Below are 16,417 nucleotides of genomic sequence, written 5' to 3' on the forward strand. Positions count from 1 at the left end.
ACTATGAGATTCGCTCATCAACGGTCCATTTGCATACGCCTTTTTCTGGCATTGGAAATACATCGCCGTTATTTAAATAGAAGTAAACATCCCAGACATGATCCCCAACTTTCCAGTCATCCGTTGGCCCAGTTTCAATAATGAGCCTGCCAGGGGTTTCTTGATCGACTGTGATATTTAATTCAGCTACGACTTCACGACTGATATTTCGAATCTTCGCTCGGATTTGTACGACATCACTAAAATCAAATGGTGAACCATCTTCATTTTCAACATCCAATGGAATAGGTCTATTAAAGCCCTGTTTAATGACTATATCTCGCAATTTTTATTACCCCATAATAAAAAAAGCACCCGAAGGTGCTTTATGGTTGAGAATTTTAACTATCAGCAGTTGCCTGTGTAATCCGTGATGAATAATTCCACGAAGTCGGCTTCCAGACGTCCCTTGCTGCAACACGTACATAATACGTGGTCGTTGATTGCAAGCCCGTAATCGTGCAAGCATTTTCAATACCTGTCCAACGTGCTGCCGTTGTATCAGGATCGAAACTTGCATTGGTACTGATCCACACCTGGTAATCTTTTAGATCCGGTACTTCACTTGGTATCCAAGTCACCGTGATCGAATCAGCCGTTGCCGATGTGTACACGTTCAACAATTGTGGCGGCACTGGATTACTGATATTCAGCTCAGCAAAGGTACTGACAATCGAACCGTTTTTACTCGCAACACGTACTGTATAAGCACGTTGAATACCGTCGATTTTCGCTTCATCCATACTGTATGAATAATCTGTATTCGTCGTTTCAACTGTTCGAAGTAATACACCATTAGACCAAATTTGAACAACATAACCCGATGCACCAGCTGCACTTTGCCATTGGACTTTAAAGCTCATTTCTTCAAATGCAGACTGAAGTGATAAGCCTTTGACACCAGCTGGACGACCACCATTGATGGTGTAACTGTATGCAGTCACTTCATCCAAGGTTTCTTCTTTTTGTTCAAGACCATTAAAGCTTGTGAACTTCAGATAAATCTGTTTGCCAACCATATTCGAGTTGAAATCATGTTCAAATATGGCACGGTCAAGACGAACAAATGATTCACCTGCATTATGTGAGCCTGCATCATCAAATCGACCACGAAGCATGCCGCTGAGTGTATAAAGACCAGAGCCATCCAATGTTGCATCAACATAGTTGATATATTCATCACCGACTTTGCACAATGTTGCATCAACTTCAGCATCTTCAAGCGTACCACTAAAGATTTGACTTGATGTGTTCAATTGCACTTGCATCGATGTGTCATCTGCATCAATTGCTGAAACTAATGTACCGTAACGTGCAGATCCATAAATGGTGCCGATCATTTCATAAGTGGTATTGTCTAAACTTGCCCAAACATTACAACCGCCCCAATTGATACCACCTGACGCAGCGACCCAGATCTGATTTTTGCCACCGGTTAATTCTAAAGGAGGCTCAAAAATTGCCGGTGCATTGACGTTACCTGGTTCCTCATTGCCACCTTGATACCCATTCGATGATTGCAGATCATACTCAACTGCTGAACGAGATCCGACTGCCAGCTCTTCAGCTGTAATCGAAAGCACACCTTCTTCATCTTCCTCTACCCGTGTGATCCGTACTGGAAACTGATTCAAACCTAAGGATTCATCTGTAATGGTCACAATATCCATCGGCTCAAGTCGGCAGTACTTCCACCCCAATTCAAACTCATATTCATTTCGAACATACAGTTTTCGCTGTAACAGCAATTGCACCGCATGACGGGCAATTTTTGGCTCACAGAAAAAGTCGAACTTGACTGGATCTTGTGTACGCAAACCAAACATTTCAATATTTGCTTGGTCCTTTGCTTCAACCGTTTCAGTATTGTATTGGTTAAAACGATTCACGTACTCAATTTGGCAATGATTATACGCATCTGTATCACGGCTTCGACGTACACGTACCGGCTGATCTTCACCTAAGAAATCATCATCTGTTAAGTGATATACCGGTTCAAGGTTTGGCGTAAATGTCACTCCATTACCCGTCACTGCACTGTCACCGTATGAACGGATTTTCAAGCCGTCTGGACTCGGTACCACAGCACAATTCACCGCTTCAACAATTTCATTGATGATTTCAAATGCTTCACGCTGTTCAGTCAAAGCAGGACTGATCAACAAATTTGTGGCTGCACAATAGGTTCGAAATTCAGATAAATCAGCCATATTCAGGCTAGGTGCTGCACCGTAACGTGGATTGGTGATGAAATCTTCAATCACATCTGCTGGATTAGCATCATGAATCGTTTCTGAAAATGTAATATCACTGATCACTTCAAAATTATGATTCGATAATGCTGCACTGCCCCCCAAATCATAATTGGCACATGCCACGTATCCAAGAAACGGATAATGCACTGCTTCATCTGGATGCTTTGATGCCAAATAGCCCCAAACAGGATTATGGTCGCCATCAAAAAGTTCAAATCCAACTTGATCAATCGGCTTGAGCTGCACACCGCCTTCAGTCTTAGTGACAATCTGTTCTTTATCTCGCCAAACAATACCAATATCTTTGATTTTGTTTTCACAAAGACCCAACATCAATGATGCTGAATAAGTATATGTTGTGTTTTTGGTCTTAGTTTTACCCCCTTTACCACCAGATTTAGTGGTTGTCGTGTGGGCAGTCGATTTAAAATCACCGTACCAAAACATATTTGCTGCAACACGATTTTTGCCGTAAACCAATGGCTGTGTCAGACCATAAGCAGATTGCTGAATGCGCATCGAGTTGATGCGCTTATCAGATGTACTGACTGTTGTACTTCCAAATATTCCGCCCATTATTCTTTTAGCCTCTTCATACGAAAAAACCCGGCAATTCGCCGGGCTAAACTTCCTTTGGTGCCATCCTGCAGGATGACCCCCTGATGGATGTATGAATGAATGATTGTTGGCCATTCAACGACAATTGCACCATGACTGATGCACTTGCCAAAATGATAGAGAACAATGTCACCAGGCTGTGGCTCATCGACTTCATAGCACACGGATAAAACGTGCTCTAAATATCGTTGGCCAAGCTGGTGCATGTGCCAATCAGGTGGATATGGTCGCGGATCTAAGTGATCCATCAAACCCACTTTTTCGTAGACTTCACAGATCAGCGTTCCACAATCCACACCAACACCTTTGACACGACCTTGGTGATGATAAGGCGTACCGAGCCAAGTCATAGCTTCATTAACGGCTTCTAGGTTTTTCATAAAATTTACTTAATCAAAGGTATTACAGCTTTTGCCATAACTTTTGCACCATTATTGTTCCAGTGCGAACCCTCATCTGTGAAAGTAGCACCTGTTTTACCACTTGCCACCGTAGCGGATTTCAAATCACCAAAAACCGCTTTACATGCTTCAACCCAATGTTCAGCCGTATCTAGACAAACGATGTTTTGGCTTCGTAAGTAATTAATTGCTTCTTGATATTTATCCAATGCTGACATTGATCTCGCATCACCTAGAACGCTTGCTGTCTGAGTGCTGAATTTCAATGTTCCATCTTCATTAATACCACCGAAGTTCCAAGTAATTGACCCAACGAAGAAAGAATATTCAGGTTCTAAGTTGAAATGTGCTGCTCTGCTATACAAAGACAATTCATAATTAGTATCAGTCACATACTGCTTTGCAAGTTGTTGCCAAGTACCGACAGGTAATGCACCTGCTCCACTCGCGCCATCATTATGAATTGCTAGTTCAGCTAAAATCAAATCAGGTTTGAACCCCCATACCTCATTATCTTGATAACGCGGCAAACCACTTGTTTTGCGTGCATCCGTAGCATGTGAGCCGCGTGAACTATTAATGAATGTCATCATATATTCGCGAGGACTCCATTCAACACCCCAGTACAGTAAACGACCATTAGATGACGCATTTGCAATAGTTACATTTTTAGCAGATGCTCGAGAATCAAATGCTCCATCAGAACTGCGGCAACGCATTTTTAACCGTTTTTGATAAGTTGTATTAGCCTTACTAGCTAATGTATAGTTTTCTGGTGCTTCCGTAATTAAGTTCGGAATAACAACTGTTCTCGTAACTGGTGTAGTTTCTAACATACTAAATTGATAGCCATTTGCCTCAACCCATGATGCTGTTGTTTCATCATAAACCTGGACTTTTCCATTACCTTCAGCAACTGAAACAGAAGCTGTACAGCCAGTGGATTCAGTTCGATAAATAAAGTTAAACTGCCAAGCGTCAATTGGGATAACAAACCCAACAGATGCGTTTGCATCTGCACTAATACGGGTTAGACCATCCCTTGTTGGGTCATCCCATAAATTGTCTTTGCTTTTTGTTTCAAACGTGCCGACTTCTGTGAAATAGCTTGCATCATATCTGCGATATTGTTGACCTTCCCATTTTAGTGTGTCCCATATATATGAACCAAATGCAGCGGCGTGCATATTTGGTGGGCGCAAATGAGCATCTGGCAATAATGTACAGTGCTGACTTGTGCTTGCTGTTAGTGATGTACCAGTCATAACAACACAAACATCCTTGTCTTTTAAAAGATTACTACGTCTGAATTTGGGTAACTTGTCTTGATAAATTGGCTGGCTATCTGCTCGTGTATATTTGTACCAAGCCGCATCATCGAACCCTAAATTCTTAGTCGGAGATGCCGTTAAAACCTCAGTCCACGGCCAAAAAGATCCCTGAGCACCTGATCTAATAAATAATCTAGGTTCCGCACCGAAAATAATTACAGTAGCTCTTTGTGTGATAAATGCACTATCTGGAAGTTTGAATGTTTCAACGTAAGTGCGCTCACCAACTACAGGAAAATTATTCTCTACTGTTGCGTAAGTTGATGGGTATTGGTAAACAGAATTTACCGAAATATTATTTAGATTTTTTTCTGTTGGATCATATACAGGATTAACAAATGGGTTAGATGTGAGCGCGTTTGCAGAAGTTTCCTCCCACAAACTCCATGTACCAGACACAGAGCGTCTTTTAAATTCTTTAATGCCAGAGCTATGAGTTATAACAGTTACACTTTGATAGGTTACTAGACTTGTACCAATTTTCAAAGTTGTTACGTAAGCCGTCATAACATTGCTAACAACTGGAAAGTTATTCGCTTGTGTAGCATCTGCACTTGAGAACTGATATGTCGAGCTTTCACTGATATTATTTAGATTCTTTTCTGCTGGGCTAGGCGCCGGATATGCTAATTTATTAGCAGTCATCGTTGAGATAATAAAGTCTTTCGATAGCTCATCCCAAGAACCCCATGAACCGGATACAGCGTGTCTTTTAAACTCTTTAATACCAGAGCTATGCGTTATAACAGTTATGCTTTGATAGGTTACTAAACTAGTAGCGTTTTTCAAAGTTGTTACGTAAGCCGTCATAACATTGCTAACATTTGGAAAGTTATTTGCTTGTGTAACATCTGCGCTTGAGAACTGATATATCGAGTTTTCACTAATATTATTTAGATTCTTTTCTGCTGGGCCTAATTCTAAATTAAATAAGTGACTGTATATAAATCCAATTATATTTTTAAATTTATTCCTGAAATCGGCTTCAGTAATCGTCTTTGCAAGAATATCATTAACATCTGGCTTAATGCTCATTTTTTTCACCATAAAAAAACCCAGCATTTGCTGGGTATGGATTAATACAAATTTGGTTAAACGGCTGTTTCAGGCACTGGTATAAAGGGCGCACCACGGAAACGACTGAAGTTATTAAAACGGTTTTGGCAAGTTTCTAAACGTTTATCACATCCTGGATAAACTTTAATTCGTTGCCCTGATTGCGGTGCTTCCAACAATGGCAAAGTCAATAACAAAGCCCCCGATTCATGCATGCGAATCGTCCGTTTCAGACCTGTATTGCCACCGTCTAAAAACTCAATTACGCCTTGCGTGAACCAACCCTGTGGCTGATTCACCTGGCATAAAATTCGTGCTGCAGTACTGCCCGTTTCAATAGTCGTTTGCACCATGAAATTTTGACGTAATAGACCGCATGCACTGTCAAACAATGTATTCGTACAACTTGGCTGATACAGATTTCGAGGCATCTGCACGTTCAGTTCATCCAGATCTGATGCAACACTGGCTTGAATTGAATTACGATCTAAGTCAGGCTCAATGATTCGACCTTCAAACAACTTGATTGTGCCAGCACTGGTATCTGTTGGTGTGTTCATGTCTATGAAAATGCGCTCTAACTTAAATCGAGCACCGTCCAGCTGGCCATTATGAAATGCTTGTACAACATTGATGCCATTCCATTTGTTATCGTCAGTACAATCAATATTGATGGATAAATTATCAACTTCAATACCGAGAGACAGACTGATCCCTTCACGGCTAATAATTGGACCTTCACAGCTGTAAACTTGACCTGCCACGACTAAATCAAAGTCATAATTCGTATACCTGAATTCATCACCTTGAACAGTGGTGATGGTGTAGAGGTCTGCCATCACAAACTTATCAGCATCAAGCAATTCGATTAATTTTGGAGAAGCTTCTCTCATACTTTATTTCCTAGTGATCCAACGAGTTCAACTCTTTTTGCATTCCAAAGTTTATGCATGAAATTCGTAAACTGTTGTTCATCATCAGCAAATCGACAGCGGTAGTAATATGTTCCATCGACTTCAAACTTAATGCCTTCGTCTATTGGTTTGGATAACGTGATCTTTCCATCTTTTGAAATAATTGCAGTTGTATCATCCCAAAACAGATCGTCGTCGTTATCACTCCAAAATTGCTGATTGTCGTTTTCATTCCAGAACGTTGGATCCACTTGAAATGTCGTTTCAGCCTTTGTATGTGCTAAAGGAATCACGGATGTATGCATCTGCTTATACAGTTGGAAACTTGTCGTACTTCCATCACCAGTGTAAGAACACGTGTAATCGCAATCTTCAGGCATTTTGAAAAGAAAAGAATCGAATGCACCACGGCGTTCTAGAAAAAAACTTTCGAGTTGCTGTAATTCATTCTTCCCTTTCGATTCACGTAAAAAACCAAATGACAAAGATATTTCATACTTAGGAACGGCCTGGTAACTTGCTCGAAGCTCCCGACCGCTCACCGATTCCATGATCTTTGTATTGAAAATGGGCTTCTTGCTGAGATCCCATTCGAGTCCTGGCAATTCAGGAAACAATACATCTGACACGATTTTCTCCCTTATCGACCAAAATTACGGTTATAGCCTTTCAGACCACCCGCCAATTCACGACCATGCTTTTCCATAAAACGGCGAACGTCTTTTGAATCCCATGCCTGAATCGTGAAATTGTTAAAGGTTTGCGCTGAACTACCACCGCCTCCACCTATTCCTCCATCGGAGGATAAGTTTTTACCCAGGGCACGGATCGTATTGGCATGCTGTTTAGGCAAGACCATTTCCTCTTCGTGCAATTGAGTTACTGGGTTCACACCTGCAGGAATATCGTAACCTCCTCGAGCAGATTTGATTTTTCCAGCAAGACCACCGACCAATGCCAATGCAGAAGCACCAGCAGCTACGGCGAGCACTGGTCCAATGTAAGGAATGGATACCATGGCTTTAAATGCACCTGCCATCGCTTCCCAGGCATACATCATGATGGACTTAATCGCTTCACCTGCTTTGATGGCCAAACGCGCTAAAGCACCTGTACTGGTTGCCATGGTCTTGGTGGTTTCACCAGCGACTACGGCGCCAGTTTGAGCAGCTTGACCTGTGACCTCAGCAGCGGTTTCAGTTTTGATGAATCCAAGCTTTACAGCCAATCGAGTCGCTAAGCTTGCAGCATACTTTTTCATTGGCGCCGTGATCATGCTTTGAATAAATGCCCCTGCAAGTTCTGTGAAAATGGCATTCATGGCATTTTTCCAAGTCAGTGTTCCATTCATCATGGACTGAATGCCTTTGTCCCATAGACCAGACATTCGTGATGTTAGACCACCAAACTTATCCTCAAAGTCTTTCATTTCTGCATCTGAAAGAACTCCAACTTGTTTGGTATCAGAAACCTTTTGATCAGTATCTAAATCAGAAAAATTGTTCATAATCTGATTCTGATTACCCTGTTTTCCTGAGATACCAGACATTTGATTTTCTAAATCAAGGCGCTCTTGCAAGCCATTACGCTTGATAGCTCTGAGCTGATCCTCCAACTCTTTTTCAAGGCGTGCTTTTTGAACATTTGAAATTTTATTAGCATCGAATTCAGCCTGGATATTAGCCTTTTCAATCTCATAGATTCGCTGAGCTTGTTGCTGCTTATTTTGAATTTCAGCTTCGCGAATAGCTTTAATTTTTTCAAACTCTTCAGCATTCAATACAGCAATCTTGTCACTAGCATCCTTTTCTGCACGTACCTTAAAAGCAGCCTTTTCAGCATCGGTGATTTTGGCTTTTTCAATTTCTTTAAGCGCTTTTTCAAGATCCAGCTTTATTTTCTGTTCTTGAGTAGCATACTTATACCGAATATCAGCAATTGCTTTAGCTTCTTGCTCTGCAGCCCTTTCCCTTGCTTTTGCATCGGCATCAGATTTAGCTTTTGCCGAACTTCCTTTAGAGTCTTTGACCCCTGTGCCAATACCTTTACCCGGGTTAAATGTCGGTGATGGTGTAGGTGGTGGTGCAGATCCGACTACAGTAGGATTTTTTAAGAACAGATTTTGGAGTCTTTGCCCACCCGTTGTTGCAGAATTAACAATAGCTGAACCTGCTGTACCCCAAGCATTAGCTGTGTTGCTTACACCGGTATTCCAACTTGTTTTTAGATTAGTTAGACGGGACTGCATCTGACCTGTATAGCGATCAGTAATTGAACCTAATTGTGATAGACCACTTTCCCACGATGCTTTGGCAGCTGAGAAGTTAAAGTTCAAAACATTGCTGACAACATTGCCAAAGGTCTGAAACTTGATAGACAAGACATCAAGACCGTATTGAATCGTATCTCGGAATCCTCCAAATACATTCATCACAGTGTTCACTGAAATATTGATTGCTTGGCACACTGTAGCAACGACCGCACGAATAGCAGCAAAAGCAATTTCAATACTAACTTTTAGGCCAACGGCTACGGCAGCGAATCCATTCATCGCACCAGCGACCAAATCCATGAATCCTACTTGTTGAATTGATCCATCACCAATATCGGCAGTTAAATCACTCCAAATACCGCCTATCGTACTAAATACACTTTGAACAATATCGAGGAGGCTCTCGAATGTTGTGATTATCGCCGTGACTGCACTATCAATACCCTCTCTGGATCTTGATGCAAAACCAAGGAAATCATTTGCCAGGTTTGTCAGCGCTGGTGCTGCTTGAGCTGCCAGTCTTGTGAATACACCGTCGATCGTTTGCTGGATTGTACTTAAAGCAGTATTGAATTCCTTAGTCTTCGCAATTGCATCCTGATCCATAATCAAGCCAAGCTCATGTGCTTGATTTGAATATTGCTTTAACTTTTCTGCATTATTCTCAAGCAATGGAGCCAATAGCGTTGCATCATTAGCGATTGACTCCATGTAGAAAGTCATCTCAGCTTGGGATACGTTTGCTTTCTCTAAAGTTTGATAATACTTTTCGAGGATTTGTGGACCAGTAAGACCTTGGAACTCTTTAGCGGTTACACCTACCTTCGGTGCAATTTTTTCGAAGAAATCAGCCATTTCTCCGCCACCGGTTTGCATGAAGTCACCAAACTTATCATTCACATCTTTCATGATGTCAGAAAGTTTGTCTTGCTCGACCATGACTGATTTAGAAGCAAATGCCCACTCTTGGAATTCTTTTGTGGTTGTATTAGCCAAGCGTGCTTGAATTTCCAATTCTTTAGATGCTCGACCAACTTCAGATGTTAATGACGCCAATCCAATAGCTGCTGTCCCAACAGAAGCCGCTATACCAACTCCGATCGCAGCAAAGCTTTTAGTCAGATTTCCTGAGATTGATTTGCCAATATCCTCAAACCTATTATTTATATTCTTGGTTATGTCATCCAAACCAGTTTTAATACTTGAGAAATCCAGCTTAAATTTTACTTTATTCCCTGTATCCTCAATCCGTTTAGCGCCGTCGCTAACGATCTTTTCAGCATCATTCATGCCTTTTTTAAGTTCGGAAGTCTTCGCACCAACGTGCACTTCCACTCGATTGTTGCTCATAATTCCTATCTCACAGGCATAAAAAAACCGCCCTTTCGGACGGTTTCAATAAAAATGAAACTCTATGTAATTACTTTATTTCAGCCTTAATCTTCTGAATCATTTGCTGTTCTAAAACACCTCGTGATACACAAGTTAGAGTTATATTCTGAGTCACGTCACCAACTTTATAATCACCTTGTAAAGTTGTTCTGACATCTAAAGAACCATTATCAATCAAAATATTGTATGCAACCTTTGTACTGGTTCGATTATCTTTCAAATAATCGATACCCATTGTTGTGCCACAGTCAGCTTGTAATGGGGTTAAGCGAAAATCTCGTGCTGCAGTTGAAATAACTCCAGCTTCTGCATTAGCACTCATGATTTGCTCACCATTAATAGCCAAAGCTCTTTGAGCTGCTTTGAATATTTGTTCTTTTGTCCCTTGAACCTGCTCGCTGGCACTTTGATTTAATGTTATTGGTGCTTTATATGTAGTAGCACAACCTGTTAAACCTAACACCAATAAACTCAAACCTAATATTTTTTTCATGATTATTCCAAATAACAAAATGTGTGAATTAAAAAATAGAAATTAATCTTGCTCTGAATGCTTTAATTCGATCTTTGTTCCATCTGTGAACATGATAACTGATGGTTTAAACTCAAATTTAATTTTATCCAAGTCTGTATTCAATAGCTTACTATCCTCTGCCATGAATTCATTATAATCCGTACTTCCTTCATACTTGGCAGTTGATTTAGCTTTAACACCATCATCGTATGAAAGAGTTAAATTTTTAATAGTGTCACCAAACATATCTTTAAAAGATATTATCCCTTTAAATCCTGCGATATCTTTATCACTATGGTTTTCAAAAGCTAGTTGGAATTCGATATCAGTAATTTTATCAATATATTCATAACGAGCATGCCCAGACTTGGAAACAATTGCTGCTGTAAGAATTCCATCCATTTGTTTTTTGACAGCTGCATTTTCAGCTTCAATCTTTGCTTTTAATTCAGCCTGAGCTTTTTCCTTAGCATCTTTGTCTTCTAGCCATTTTTTTTGTTCTTTAATAGCGTCGCCTACTGTTGTTCCAGGTTCGATACCATCTCCACCGAAAGCTGCCCCCATTCCTTTACGCATCAAGAATTGAGTAAGTAATTTTTTATCTTCTTCATTCAACTTTTCAATTTGAGGTTTGAGCTCTTCCCATTTCTCTGGATCTGTAGGAATTTGAGCTGATTTTGGATTGCTGCACCCAACTAAAAAAAGACTAATTACCCCAGCCATTAAAATATTTTTCATAAAGAACTCAGTTGATTGTTATATAAGTCATACAAACTTTAACCAACTCAAGTATATAAATCAATCAGGGCAACCTTAGCCACCCTGAGGAAAGTTCTGCAGATCCGCAAACAAATCATCTTCATCATCGTTTTGCAAATCATCTGAACTGGTACTGTCTTCAATCCCCATAAACGCTTCAAGGATTCGGCATAAACGCTGAATACCGACATGGCTGGGAGGACACTGCTTATGATACGCATTCAATGCCTTAACTCTAGGGAAATCCAATTCATTACGCACATAGTCGTAATCCTTGCCCAAAGTCAGCACCAAATGCGTGTACAGCTCCTCCCAGTCTATTCCCCCGATTCACCTTCTTGAGGTTCATCACCTGTATAAACCAGACCTGATGCACCCATGACCGTTTCAAATACGTCATTCACGTGACCAATATCTAGCAGTTCATCAGCCACGTATTCACGTGTAATGTCAGGGTAATTGCGCTTTAAGGATTTAAAAGCAACATCTGCCACTAAAGCAAAGTCACTTGGATCAAAGGTTTTAAGCTTCGGCATCAGCTTTTCAGCAGCACCTAAGGACAACGGCGCAAAAATCCAAATCTGGCCATTAATTTTAAGCGGATTACCACGTGGGTTTTCGACCTGGTTAAATTGCATTTGGTATTACTCCGAAGTAGTCCATTTGAAGACGCGGTTTAAGTCGTCAGCCATTGGCTGGAATTCAAATTCAGGTAGATCGTAATCATCCTGTTTTGAGCTGAACGCCAATTTGTTGCTAACACAGCGGAAGAATTCCATTCCAAAGAATTTACCTTTGTAGTCGCGCATCAGATCAACACTGAATTCAGGCGTATAACCCATATCCAAGTTACTTACGATTCCAGACTTGGCACCTGCCACCGTCGCAGTGTATTTAAAGCTGATAAATACGGTTTTACCGACATCAGCTGCTGCAAAGGTATAAACACCTGTCGCTTCATCTACGCTGTACTGACCTGTGGTCGGTGCGGTTGCAACACGCTTTAACGGAATTGCTTTACCATCCGTCACACCCAAATCTTTTACGAATGTACCGCTATTCGGGACCACTGGCGTAACTGACGCTGCAACGACTTCACCATTGATGGTTTGAGCAACTGCAGTAATACCACCATCAGTGACCACGCCACCGAAGAACACAGAATTCAGTAATGCGCCATTGATACGACCCATGGTCGCTTTACACTTAATCGAACCTTTACCACGTGCGGCATCTACGGCGAACTGACCACGGCCATAGAGTTCTTTTAAGTCATAGCTGATATCCACTGACGTGGATTGCAGTACACCGACTTCAACTGGTGTGCCATTGGTGATGGGATTACCATGCACATCCTGTAATGGTGTGACAAAGATTTTGCCGGCACCAAATAAATATTGAGCCATATTGACCTCTTAAAAATGAGAAAACCGCCGTAGTGGCGGTCATGAATATTGTTTTGCTTTAGGTTGTGGTGAGGATCCGTATCGGAATGATGGCAATACCTTGATCATCCAGCATACCTTCAACGGCTTCGAAGACTTCAATCGTGCCCTCTATCCAACAATGTTCGACCAAGCCACCTAAGGTTTGGTATTCGCACATATCAGGATGGTCAGGCGCAAGCTTAGTACGAACCCGATCAATCATCTGATTCAACTGTACTGACGGCGGTATGGCTGGATCATTTTCATGAATGTAGATATACACTTCCGCTTCAAGCTCAACCTTGGCATCCAAGCCTTTCACAGGGACTTCGGTTTGATTGCCTTGAGTGATAAACAAAGCTGGACGCGCATCAGGTGCCACATTGTTGAAATGCTTAAGTCTTCGTGATGTCGTCACAAAACCATCGATGCCTGAAAGACGGTTAAACAATGCCTGGTAAATGGTTTCACTATTCACTGCTTAAACCCCTTTGAATTGCAGCATCAATGTTCTTGGGTACGATCTTCGCCACTTCATCCAATGAATCACGCATGAAACGGCGCTCTTTCATATCCACTTTACGTGAATGGGCTTTGATCATGATTTGACGCGGTGTGATCGGCTGACCAAAGACTTTCTTGATCATCCGAAGATGCGCCTTAATGGCCATTGCACCCTTAAGCCCAAATTCATGAGCAAAGGCATACGGTACCAAAGCACCACCTGCACCGACTGTACCCTCGATCCAGTCCTTATCCTCTTCCACCTTGGATGAAACGGATCCTCTTAAACGCCCAGACTGCACATTCAAGCGCTGACCTGTCAGCATGTCTTCTTGAATGGTGCGCTGAAGTTTAAGTGTGAGTGCATTTACCGTGCGCCGTATTTCAGCACGTACACGCTCATTGACCTCGTTAAAATCAACATCAGCATCAACACGGTAATCACTCATACATCACCTACTTTGCAGCAGCAGTTTCTTTTTTAGGTTCTGCTTTGGTTTCTACAGCACGTTTAAAACCATGCGGTGCCAAGATGTGCGCAATGTCGGTATCCGACTCGATCACACCGTCTTTAACCTTGTATGTGGTACCTGCAATTTCAAGCGAAGTCGCTTTGAAATTTTCAGGCGCTTGATACTTAAATGACATGCCTTGCTCCTAAACAACGAAAGCACCAACACCCAAACGATTAGGATTGGTACCATCATTGCCAATTGGAATTGAATTTTTTAATGCCAAGTAACGCTGGCCATAAATGCTTTGGTTATAAAACGCATCGGTACCCGAACGTGAAAAGCTCACGCTCTGACCTGCAATGGTCATACTCGAGGCATCTGAAAAGCTGTTACCTGACTTTGATTTGAGTGCAACCTTGAGAATGTGTGCTGCATATAGACCCACAGCACGTTCTTTCAGATCACCAAATTCAAGTGACTTCACTACGAGATCCGCTTCCTCTAATGCGTCTGCAATTTCTGCATCGGGTAGATTCATCAGCGCCGTGTCGTACTTAAACTTCAACTTAAAAGCTTGTGGGTCCATAGCTCACCTTATTCGGTAGCTTGAGCAAGTTTTTCTTGCAACTGCTCAAGGGTTTCATCTTCAGCAAAGGTGATTTCAAGATCAGTCAGTGCCTTACGCACGTCATCAATCGTAAGTTCAGCAGGTTTGGATTCATCCTTGCCTTTACCGTCGTCATTTTTACCTGATTGAGCGCCTTTACCACGACCTGAAGCAGGTTTTGAGTCACCAACTTCTGCAATTTCTTCAATGCTTAGCTCACCTGCATCAGTCAGATGCTTGGCAAACTTATTCTTTTGAAGTGCTTTGTGCTGATCGGCTTCAAGCAATACGGCTATACCTGTGGGCAAAGACGCAATACCCGCAAAAACAAAAGCGGCATTAGAGCCGCTGTATGTGTATGAATATTTAGCCATGTGGTTTTAATCCTTATGCATGGTCAAGGTAACGAAGCGAATCAACACGCTTCAGCCAAACACCCTGATATTTGTAGTGACCAGGTACCAGCACATCTAAGCCTTTTGGTTGTGCCGTCAAGAACTCAACGCTGTTACCTTTGAACTGGATGCATGATGGATCACGGCGATAAATGATCGAGCGGTCTGCATTTGCAGTGCCTTTACCATTACCGCGACCAGAACCACGAATGGTCAATGGCTTGCCTTGAGTAGCGAAAATGTTCTTTTCAGTCACCCAGTCAAGGAACGTTTTACCGCCTGAATCAGGCACAATACGGTTGGCAAGATTCGAATATTGATTCGATGCCAGGATGTATGTGTCAGGCTCAATCGATGCATCACCATCAAACTGATTCGTTGCATCTGCAAGCGATTTATTGAAGTCTGAAAGAACCTGTTCAATCGTTGCAGTTGCCCAGTTGTATTGCGCCGTCACAACAGTCACACCTGTTTGATTCAGGAAGCCATTGACCTGAGTAAGCTGACCGCTTGCATTGGCAGTGGTGTAGCCATACCAAGCCACATTTGACATGTGTTTTTCTGCAGCCAAGTTTGCCGCCTGAACCTTGTCAGCTTCAAGCGTAAGGTTCATTGCCTGAGCTGTTGCCAATTCAACAATTGAATATTGGTAACCGATCGTGCCGACTTTCACAGGCAATTGCACAGTATCGTATTCCACTTCTGCAAGCGGGATATCATCACCAGTACCTGCATAGTCTTTGCCGATACCCACGCCTTTTTTACGTGAAAGAATTTCGCCACCACCGTACACCGCTTGCACATCCATCACTGGAATGAATTTGGCATAGTCCAGAACCTGCTGAAGCTGTGGAGTAATTTCGTTTTGTTCTTCAAGCTTAATGAAAAGCTGTGCCAATGCGTCCATATTGAACGCATCACCCACCTGTGCCTGAATGGCGTATGAAATCGGCGTTAAACGCGCTTTCATTTTTACTAATTTGCTCATGTTCTATTAAGCTCCACGAAGATTAAGAAGGGCTAAACCATCGGCACCAGTCACGGTTTCCCATGCTGCACCAGGCAATTCTGTTCCATCAGTTGCTGAGCTCGACAATGAACCCAACGGTGCTGCAGTCGTACCATTGGCAGTCTTCACATAAACCTTGGCAGTAATGTCAGTGATTGGCGCTGTAGGCTTGACCCAAATAGCACCTTCAAACATCACTGGCACCATATCAGCCGCTTTATAGGCTTCTTTGCCAGCCGCCGTTTTGCCTGATTTACCAACGCCGTGGCGTACCACGACACCAAAACGTGCAGGTGTAGCACCTGACACAGCCGTTACAGATTTGCCATCAGTCGTGCGGACAACCACATCACCATCATTGACTAAAGTCAGACCTGAAAGCGGTAAGGACAGTACAACCTCTTTGGCAGTTAAACGGCCACGTTGACCGACTACCGCATTTAATTGCTGAACCATGATTAAAGTTCCC

General features: G+C 42.1%; 19 protein-coding genes. All 19 read right to left on the bottom strand.

Going from position 1 to position 16,417, the window contains the following annotated elements:
• Position 1: 1 nt before the first annotated feature.
• On the bottom strand, positions 2 to 325 hold the full coding sequence (locus tag CL42_RS03915) for a hypothetical protein (RefSeq protein ID WP_035265418.1): 324 nt from the start codon (positions 323 to 325) through the stop codon (positions 2 to 4).
• A 55-nt stretch (positions 326 to 380) separates the two neighbouring features.
• Positions 381 to 2,870, bottom strand: coding sequence for a phage tail protein (locus CL42_RS03920; protein WP_035265420.1), 2,490 nt, complete (start codon positions 2,868 to 2,870; stop codon positions 381 to 383).
• On the bottom strand, positions 2,870 to 3,292 hold the full coding sequence (locus tag CL42_RS03925) for an NlpC/P60 family protein (RefSeq protein ID WP_035265423.1): 423 nt from the start codon (positions 3,290 to 3,292) through the stop codon (positions 2,870 to 2,872). Before CL42_RS03925 ends, CL42_RS03920 begins: the two co-directional genes overlap by 1 nt.
• A gap of 5 nt (positions 3,293 to 3,297) precedes the next feature.
• The gene (locus CL42_RS03930; RefSeq protein ID WP_155756952.1) at positions 3,298 to 5,454 is read right to left on the bottom strand and encodes a pyocin knob domain-containing protein; all 2,157 of its coding nucleotides are present in this window, start codon (positions 5,452 to 5,454) and stop codon (positions 3,298 to 3,300) included.
• A gap of 281 nt (positions 5,455 to 5,735) precedes the next feature.
• Positions 5,736 to 6,593: a DUF2163 domain-containing protein gene (locus tag CL42_RS03935; RefSeq protein WP_035265426.1), complete on the bottom strand. Its 858-nt coding sequence runs from the start codon at positions 6,591 to 6,593 to the stop codon at positions 5,736 to 5,738.
• Positions 6,590 to 7,243: a DUF2460 domain-containing protein gene (locus CL42_RS03940; protein WP_035265427.1), complete on the bottom strand. Its 654-nt coding sequence runs from the start codon at positions 7,241 to 7,243 to the stop codon at positions 6,590 to 6,592. Before CL42_RS03940 ends, CL42_RS03935 begins: the two co-directional genes overlap by 4 nt.
• Positions 7,244 to 7,254: 11 nt before the next feature.
• Positions 7,255 to 10,236, bottom strand: a complete 2,982-nt coding sequence (locus tag CL42_RS03945) for a cell envelope integrity protein TolA (protein ID WP_035265428.1) — start codon at positions 10,234 to 10,236, stop codon at positions 7,255 to 7,257.
• A gap of 70 nt (positions 10,237 to 10,306) precedes the next feature.
• Entirely contained in the window at positions 10,307 to 10,771 is a 465-nt protein-coding gene (locus CL42_RS03950) for a hypothetical protein (RefSeq protein WP_035265429.1), read from the bottom strand.
• A gap of 42 nt (positions 10,772 to 10,813) precedes the next feature.
• Positions 10,814 to 11,530, bottom strand: coding sequence for a hypothetical protein (locus tag CL42_RS03955; RefSeq protein ID WP_035265431.1), 717 nt, complete (start codon positions 11,528 to 11,530; stop codon positions 10,814 to 10,816).
• Positions 11,531 to 11,605: 75 nt separating this feature from the next.
• Positions 11,606 to 11,842, bottom strand: coding sequence for a hypothetical protein (locus CL42_RS03960; RefSeq protein WP_035265520.1), 237 nt, complete (start codon positions 11,840 to 11,842; stop codon positions 11,606 to 11,608).
• A 26-nt stretch (positions 11,843 to 11,868) separates the two neighbouring features.
• On the bottom strand, positions 11,869 to 12,189 hold the full coding sequence (locus CL42_RS03965; RefSeq protein ID WP_035265433.1) for a hypothetical protein: 321 nt from the start codon (positions 12,187 to 12,189) through the stop codon (positions 11,869 to 11,871).
• A gap of 6 nt (positions 12,190 to 12,195) precedes the next feature.
• The gene (locus CL42_RS03970) at positions 12,196 to 12,957 is read right to left on the bottom strand and encodes a hypothetical protein (RefSeq protein WP_035265434.1); all 762 of its coding nucleotides are present in this window, start codon (positions 12,955 to 12,957) and stop codon (positions 12,196 to 12,198) included.
• A gap of 58 nt (positions 12,958 to 13,015) precedes the next feature.
• The gene (locus tag CL42_RS03975) at positions 13,016 to 13,456 is read right to left on the bottom strand and encodes a hypothetical protein (protein WP_035265436.1); all 441 of its coding nucleotides are present in this window, start codon (positions 13,454 to 13,456) and stop codon (positions 13,016 to 13,018) included.
• Positions 13,449 to 13,931 (bottom strand): hypothetical protein, encoded by a 483-nt coding sequence (locus tag CL42_RS03980; RefSeq protein WP_035265438.1) that lies wholly within the window; start codon positions 13,929 to 13,931, stop codon positions 13,449 to 13,451. The genes CL42_RS03975 and CL42_RS03980 overlap by 8 nt, the downstream gene beginning before the upstream one ends.
• A 7-nt stretch (positions 13,932 to 13,938) precedes the next feature.
• On the bottom strand, positions 13,939 to 14,130 hold the full coding sequence (locus tag CL42_RS03985) for a hypothetical protein (protein WP_035265439.1): 192 nt from the start codon (positions 14,128 to 14,130) through the stop codon (positions 13,939 to 13,941).
• A gap of 9 nt (positions 14,131 to 14,139) precedes the next feature.
• The gene (locus tag CL42_RS03990) at positions 14,140 to 14,523 is read right to left on the bottom strand and encodes a DUF4054 domain-containing protein (protein ID WP_034703003.1); all 384 of its coding nucleotides are present in this window, start codon (positions 14,521 to 14,523) and stop codon (positions 14,140 to 14,142) included.
• Between the two features lie 8 nt (positions 14,524 to 14,531).
• A complete protein-coding gene (locus CL42_RS03995) occupies positions 14,532 to 14,918 on the bottom strand; it encodes a hypothetical protein (RefSeq protein WP_035265441.1) in 387 nt (128 codons plus the stop codon).
• A gap of 13 nt (positions 14,919 to 14,931) precedes the next feature.
• Positions 14,932 to 15,927 (bottom strand): DUF2184 domain-containing protein, encoded by a 996-nt coding sequence (locus tag CL42_RS04000; RefSeq protein ID WP_035265443.1) that lies wholly within the window; start codon positions 15,925 to 15,927, stop codon positions 14,932 to 14,934.
• A gap of 6 nt (positions 15,928 to 15,933) precedes the next feature.
• Entirely contained in the window at positions 15,934 to 16,404 is a 471-nt protein-coding gene (locus CL42_RS04005; RefSeq protein ID WP_035265444.1) for a hypothetical protein, read from the bottom strand.
• Positions 16,405 to 16,417 lie beyond the last annotated feature (13 nt).

It is taken from the genome of Acinetobacter sp. Ver3 (assembly GCF_000632455.1).
Lineage (GTDB): Bacteria > Pseudomonadota > Gammaproteobacteria > Pseudomonadales > Moraxellaceae > Acinetobacter.

What these genes read in the sequence shown, in the direction of transcription:
- CL42_RS03965 (WP_035265433.1), bottom strand. Translation starts at nt 12,189, where the DNA reads ATGCAATTTAACCAGGTCGAAAACCCACGTGGTAATCCGCTTAAAATT.
- CL42_RS03955 (WP_035265431.1), bottom strand. Translation starts at nt 11,530, where the DNA reads ATGAAAAATATTTTAATGGCTGGGGTAATTAGTCTTTTTTTAGTTGGG.
- CL42_RS03995 (WP_035265441.1), bottom strand. Translation starts at nt 14,918, where the DNA reads ATGGCTAAATATTCATACACATACAGCGGCTCTAATGCCGCTTTTGTT.
- CL42_RS03920 (WP_035265420.1), bottom strand. Translation starts at nt 2,870, where the DNA reads ATGGGCGGAATATTTGGAAGTACAACAGTCAGTACATCTGATAAGCGC.
- CL42_RS03925 (WP_035265423.1), bottom strand. Translation starts at nt 3,292, where the DNA reads ATGAAAAACCTAGAAGCCGTTAATGAAGCTATGACTTGGCTCGGTACG.
- CL42_RS03950 (WP_035265429.1), bottom strand. Translation starts at nt 10,771, where the DNA reads ATGAAAAAAATATTAGGTTTGAGTTTATTGGTGTTAGGTTTAACAGGT.
- CL42_RS03980 (WP_035265438.1), bottom strand. Translation starts at nt 13,931, where the DNA reads ATGAGTGATTACCGTGTTGATGCTGATGTTGATTTTAACGAGGTCAAT.
- CL42_RS03990 (WP_034703003.1), bottom strand. Translation starts at nt 14,523, where the DNA reads ATGGACCCACAAGCTTTTAAGTTGAAGTTTAAGTACGACACGGCGCTG.
- CL42_RS04000 (WP_035265443.1), bottom strand. Translation starts at nt 15,927, where the DNA reads ATGAGCAAATTAGTAAAAATGAAAGCGCGTTTAACGCCGATTTCATAC.
- CL42_RS03930 (WP_155756952.1), bottom strand. Translation starts at nt 5,454, where the DNA reads ATGACGGCTTACGTAACAACTTTGAAAAACGCTACTAGTTTAGTAACC.
- CL42_RS03970 (WP_035265434.1), bottom strand. Translation starts at nt 12,957, where the DNA reads ATGGCTCAATATTTATTTGGTGCCGGCAAAATCTTTGTCACACCATTA.
- CL42_RS03945 (WP_035265428.1), bottom strand. Translation starts at nt 10,236, where the DNA reads ATGAGCAACAATCGAGTGGAAGTGCACGTTGGTGCGAAGACTTCCGAA.
- CL42_RS04005 (WP_035265444.1), bottom strand. Translation starts at nt 16,404, where the DNA reads ATGGTTCAGCAATTAAATGCGGTAGTCGGTCAACGTGGCCGTTTAACT.
- CL42_RS03985 (WP_035265439.1), bottom strand. Translation starts at nt 14,130, where the DNA reads ATGTCATTTAAGTATCAAGCGCCTGAAAATTTCAAAGCGACTTCGCTT.
- CL42_RS03935 (WP_035265426.1), bottom strand. Translation starts at nt 6,593, where the DNA reads ATGAGAGAAGCTTCTCCAAAATTAATCGAATTGCTTGATGCTGATAAG.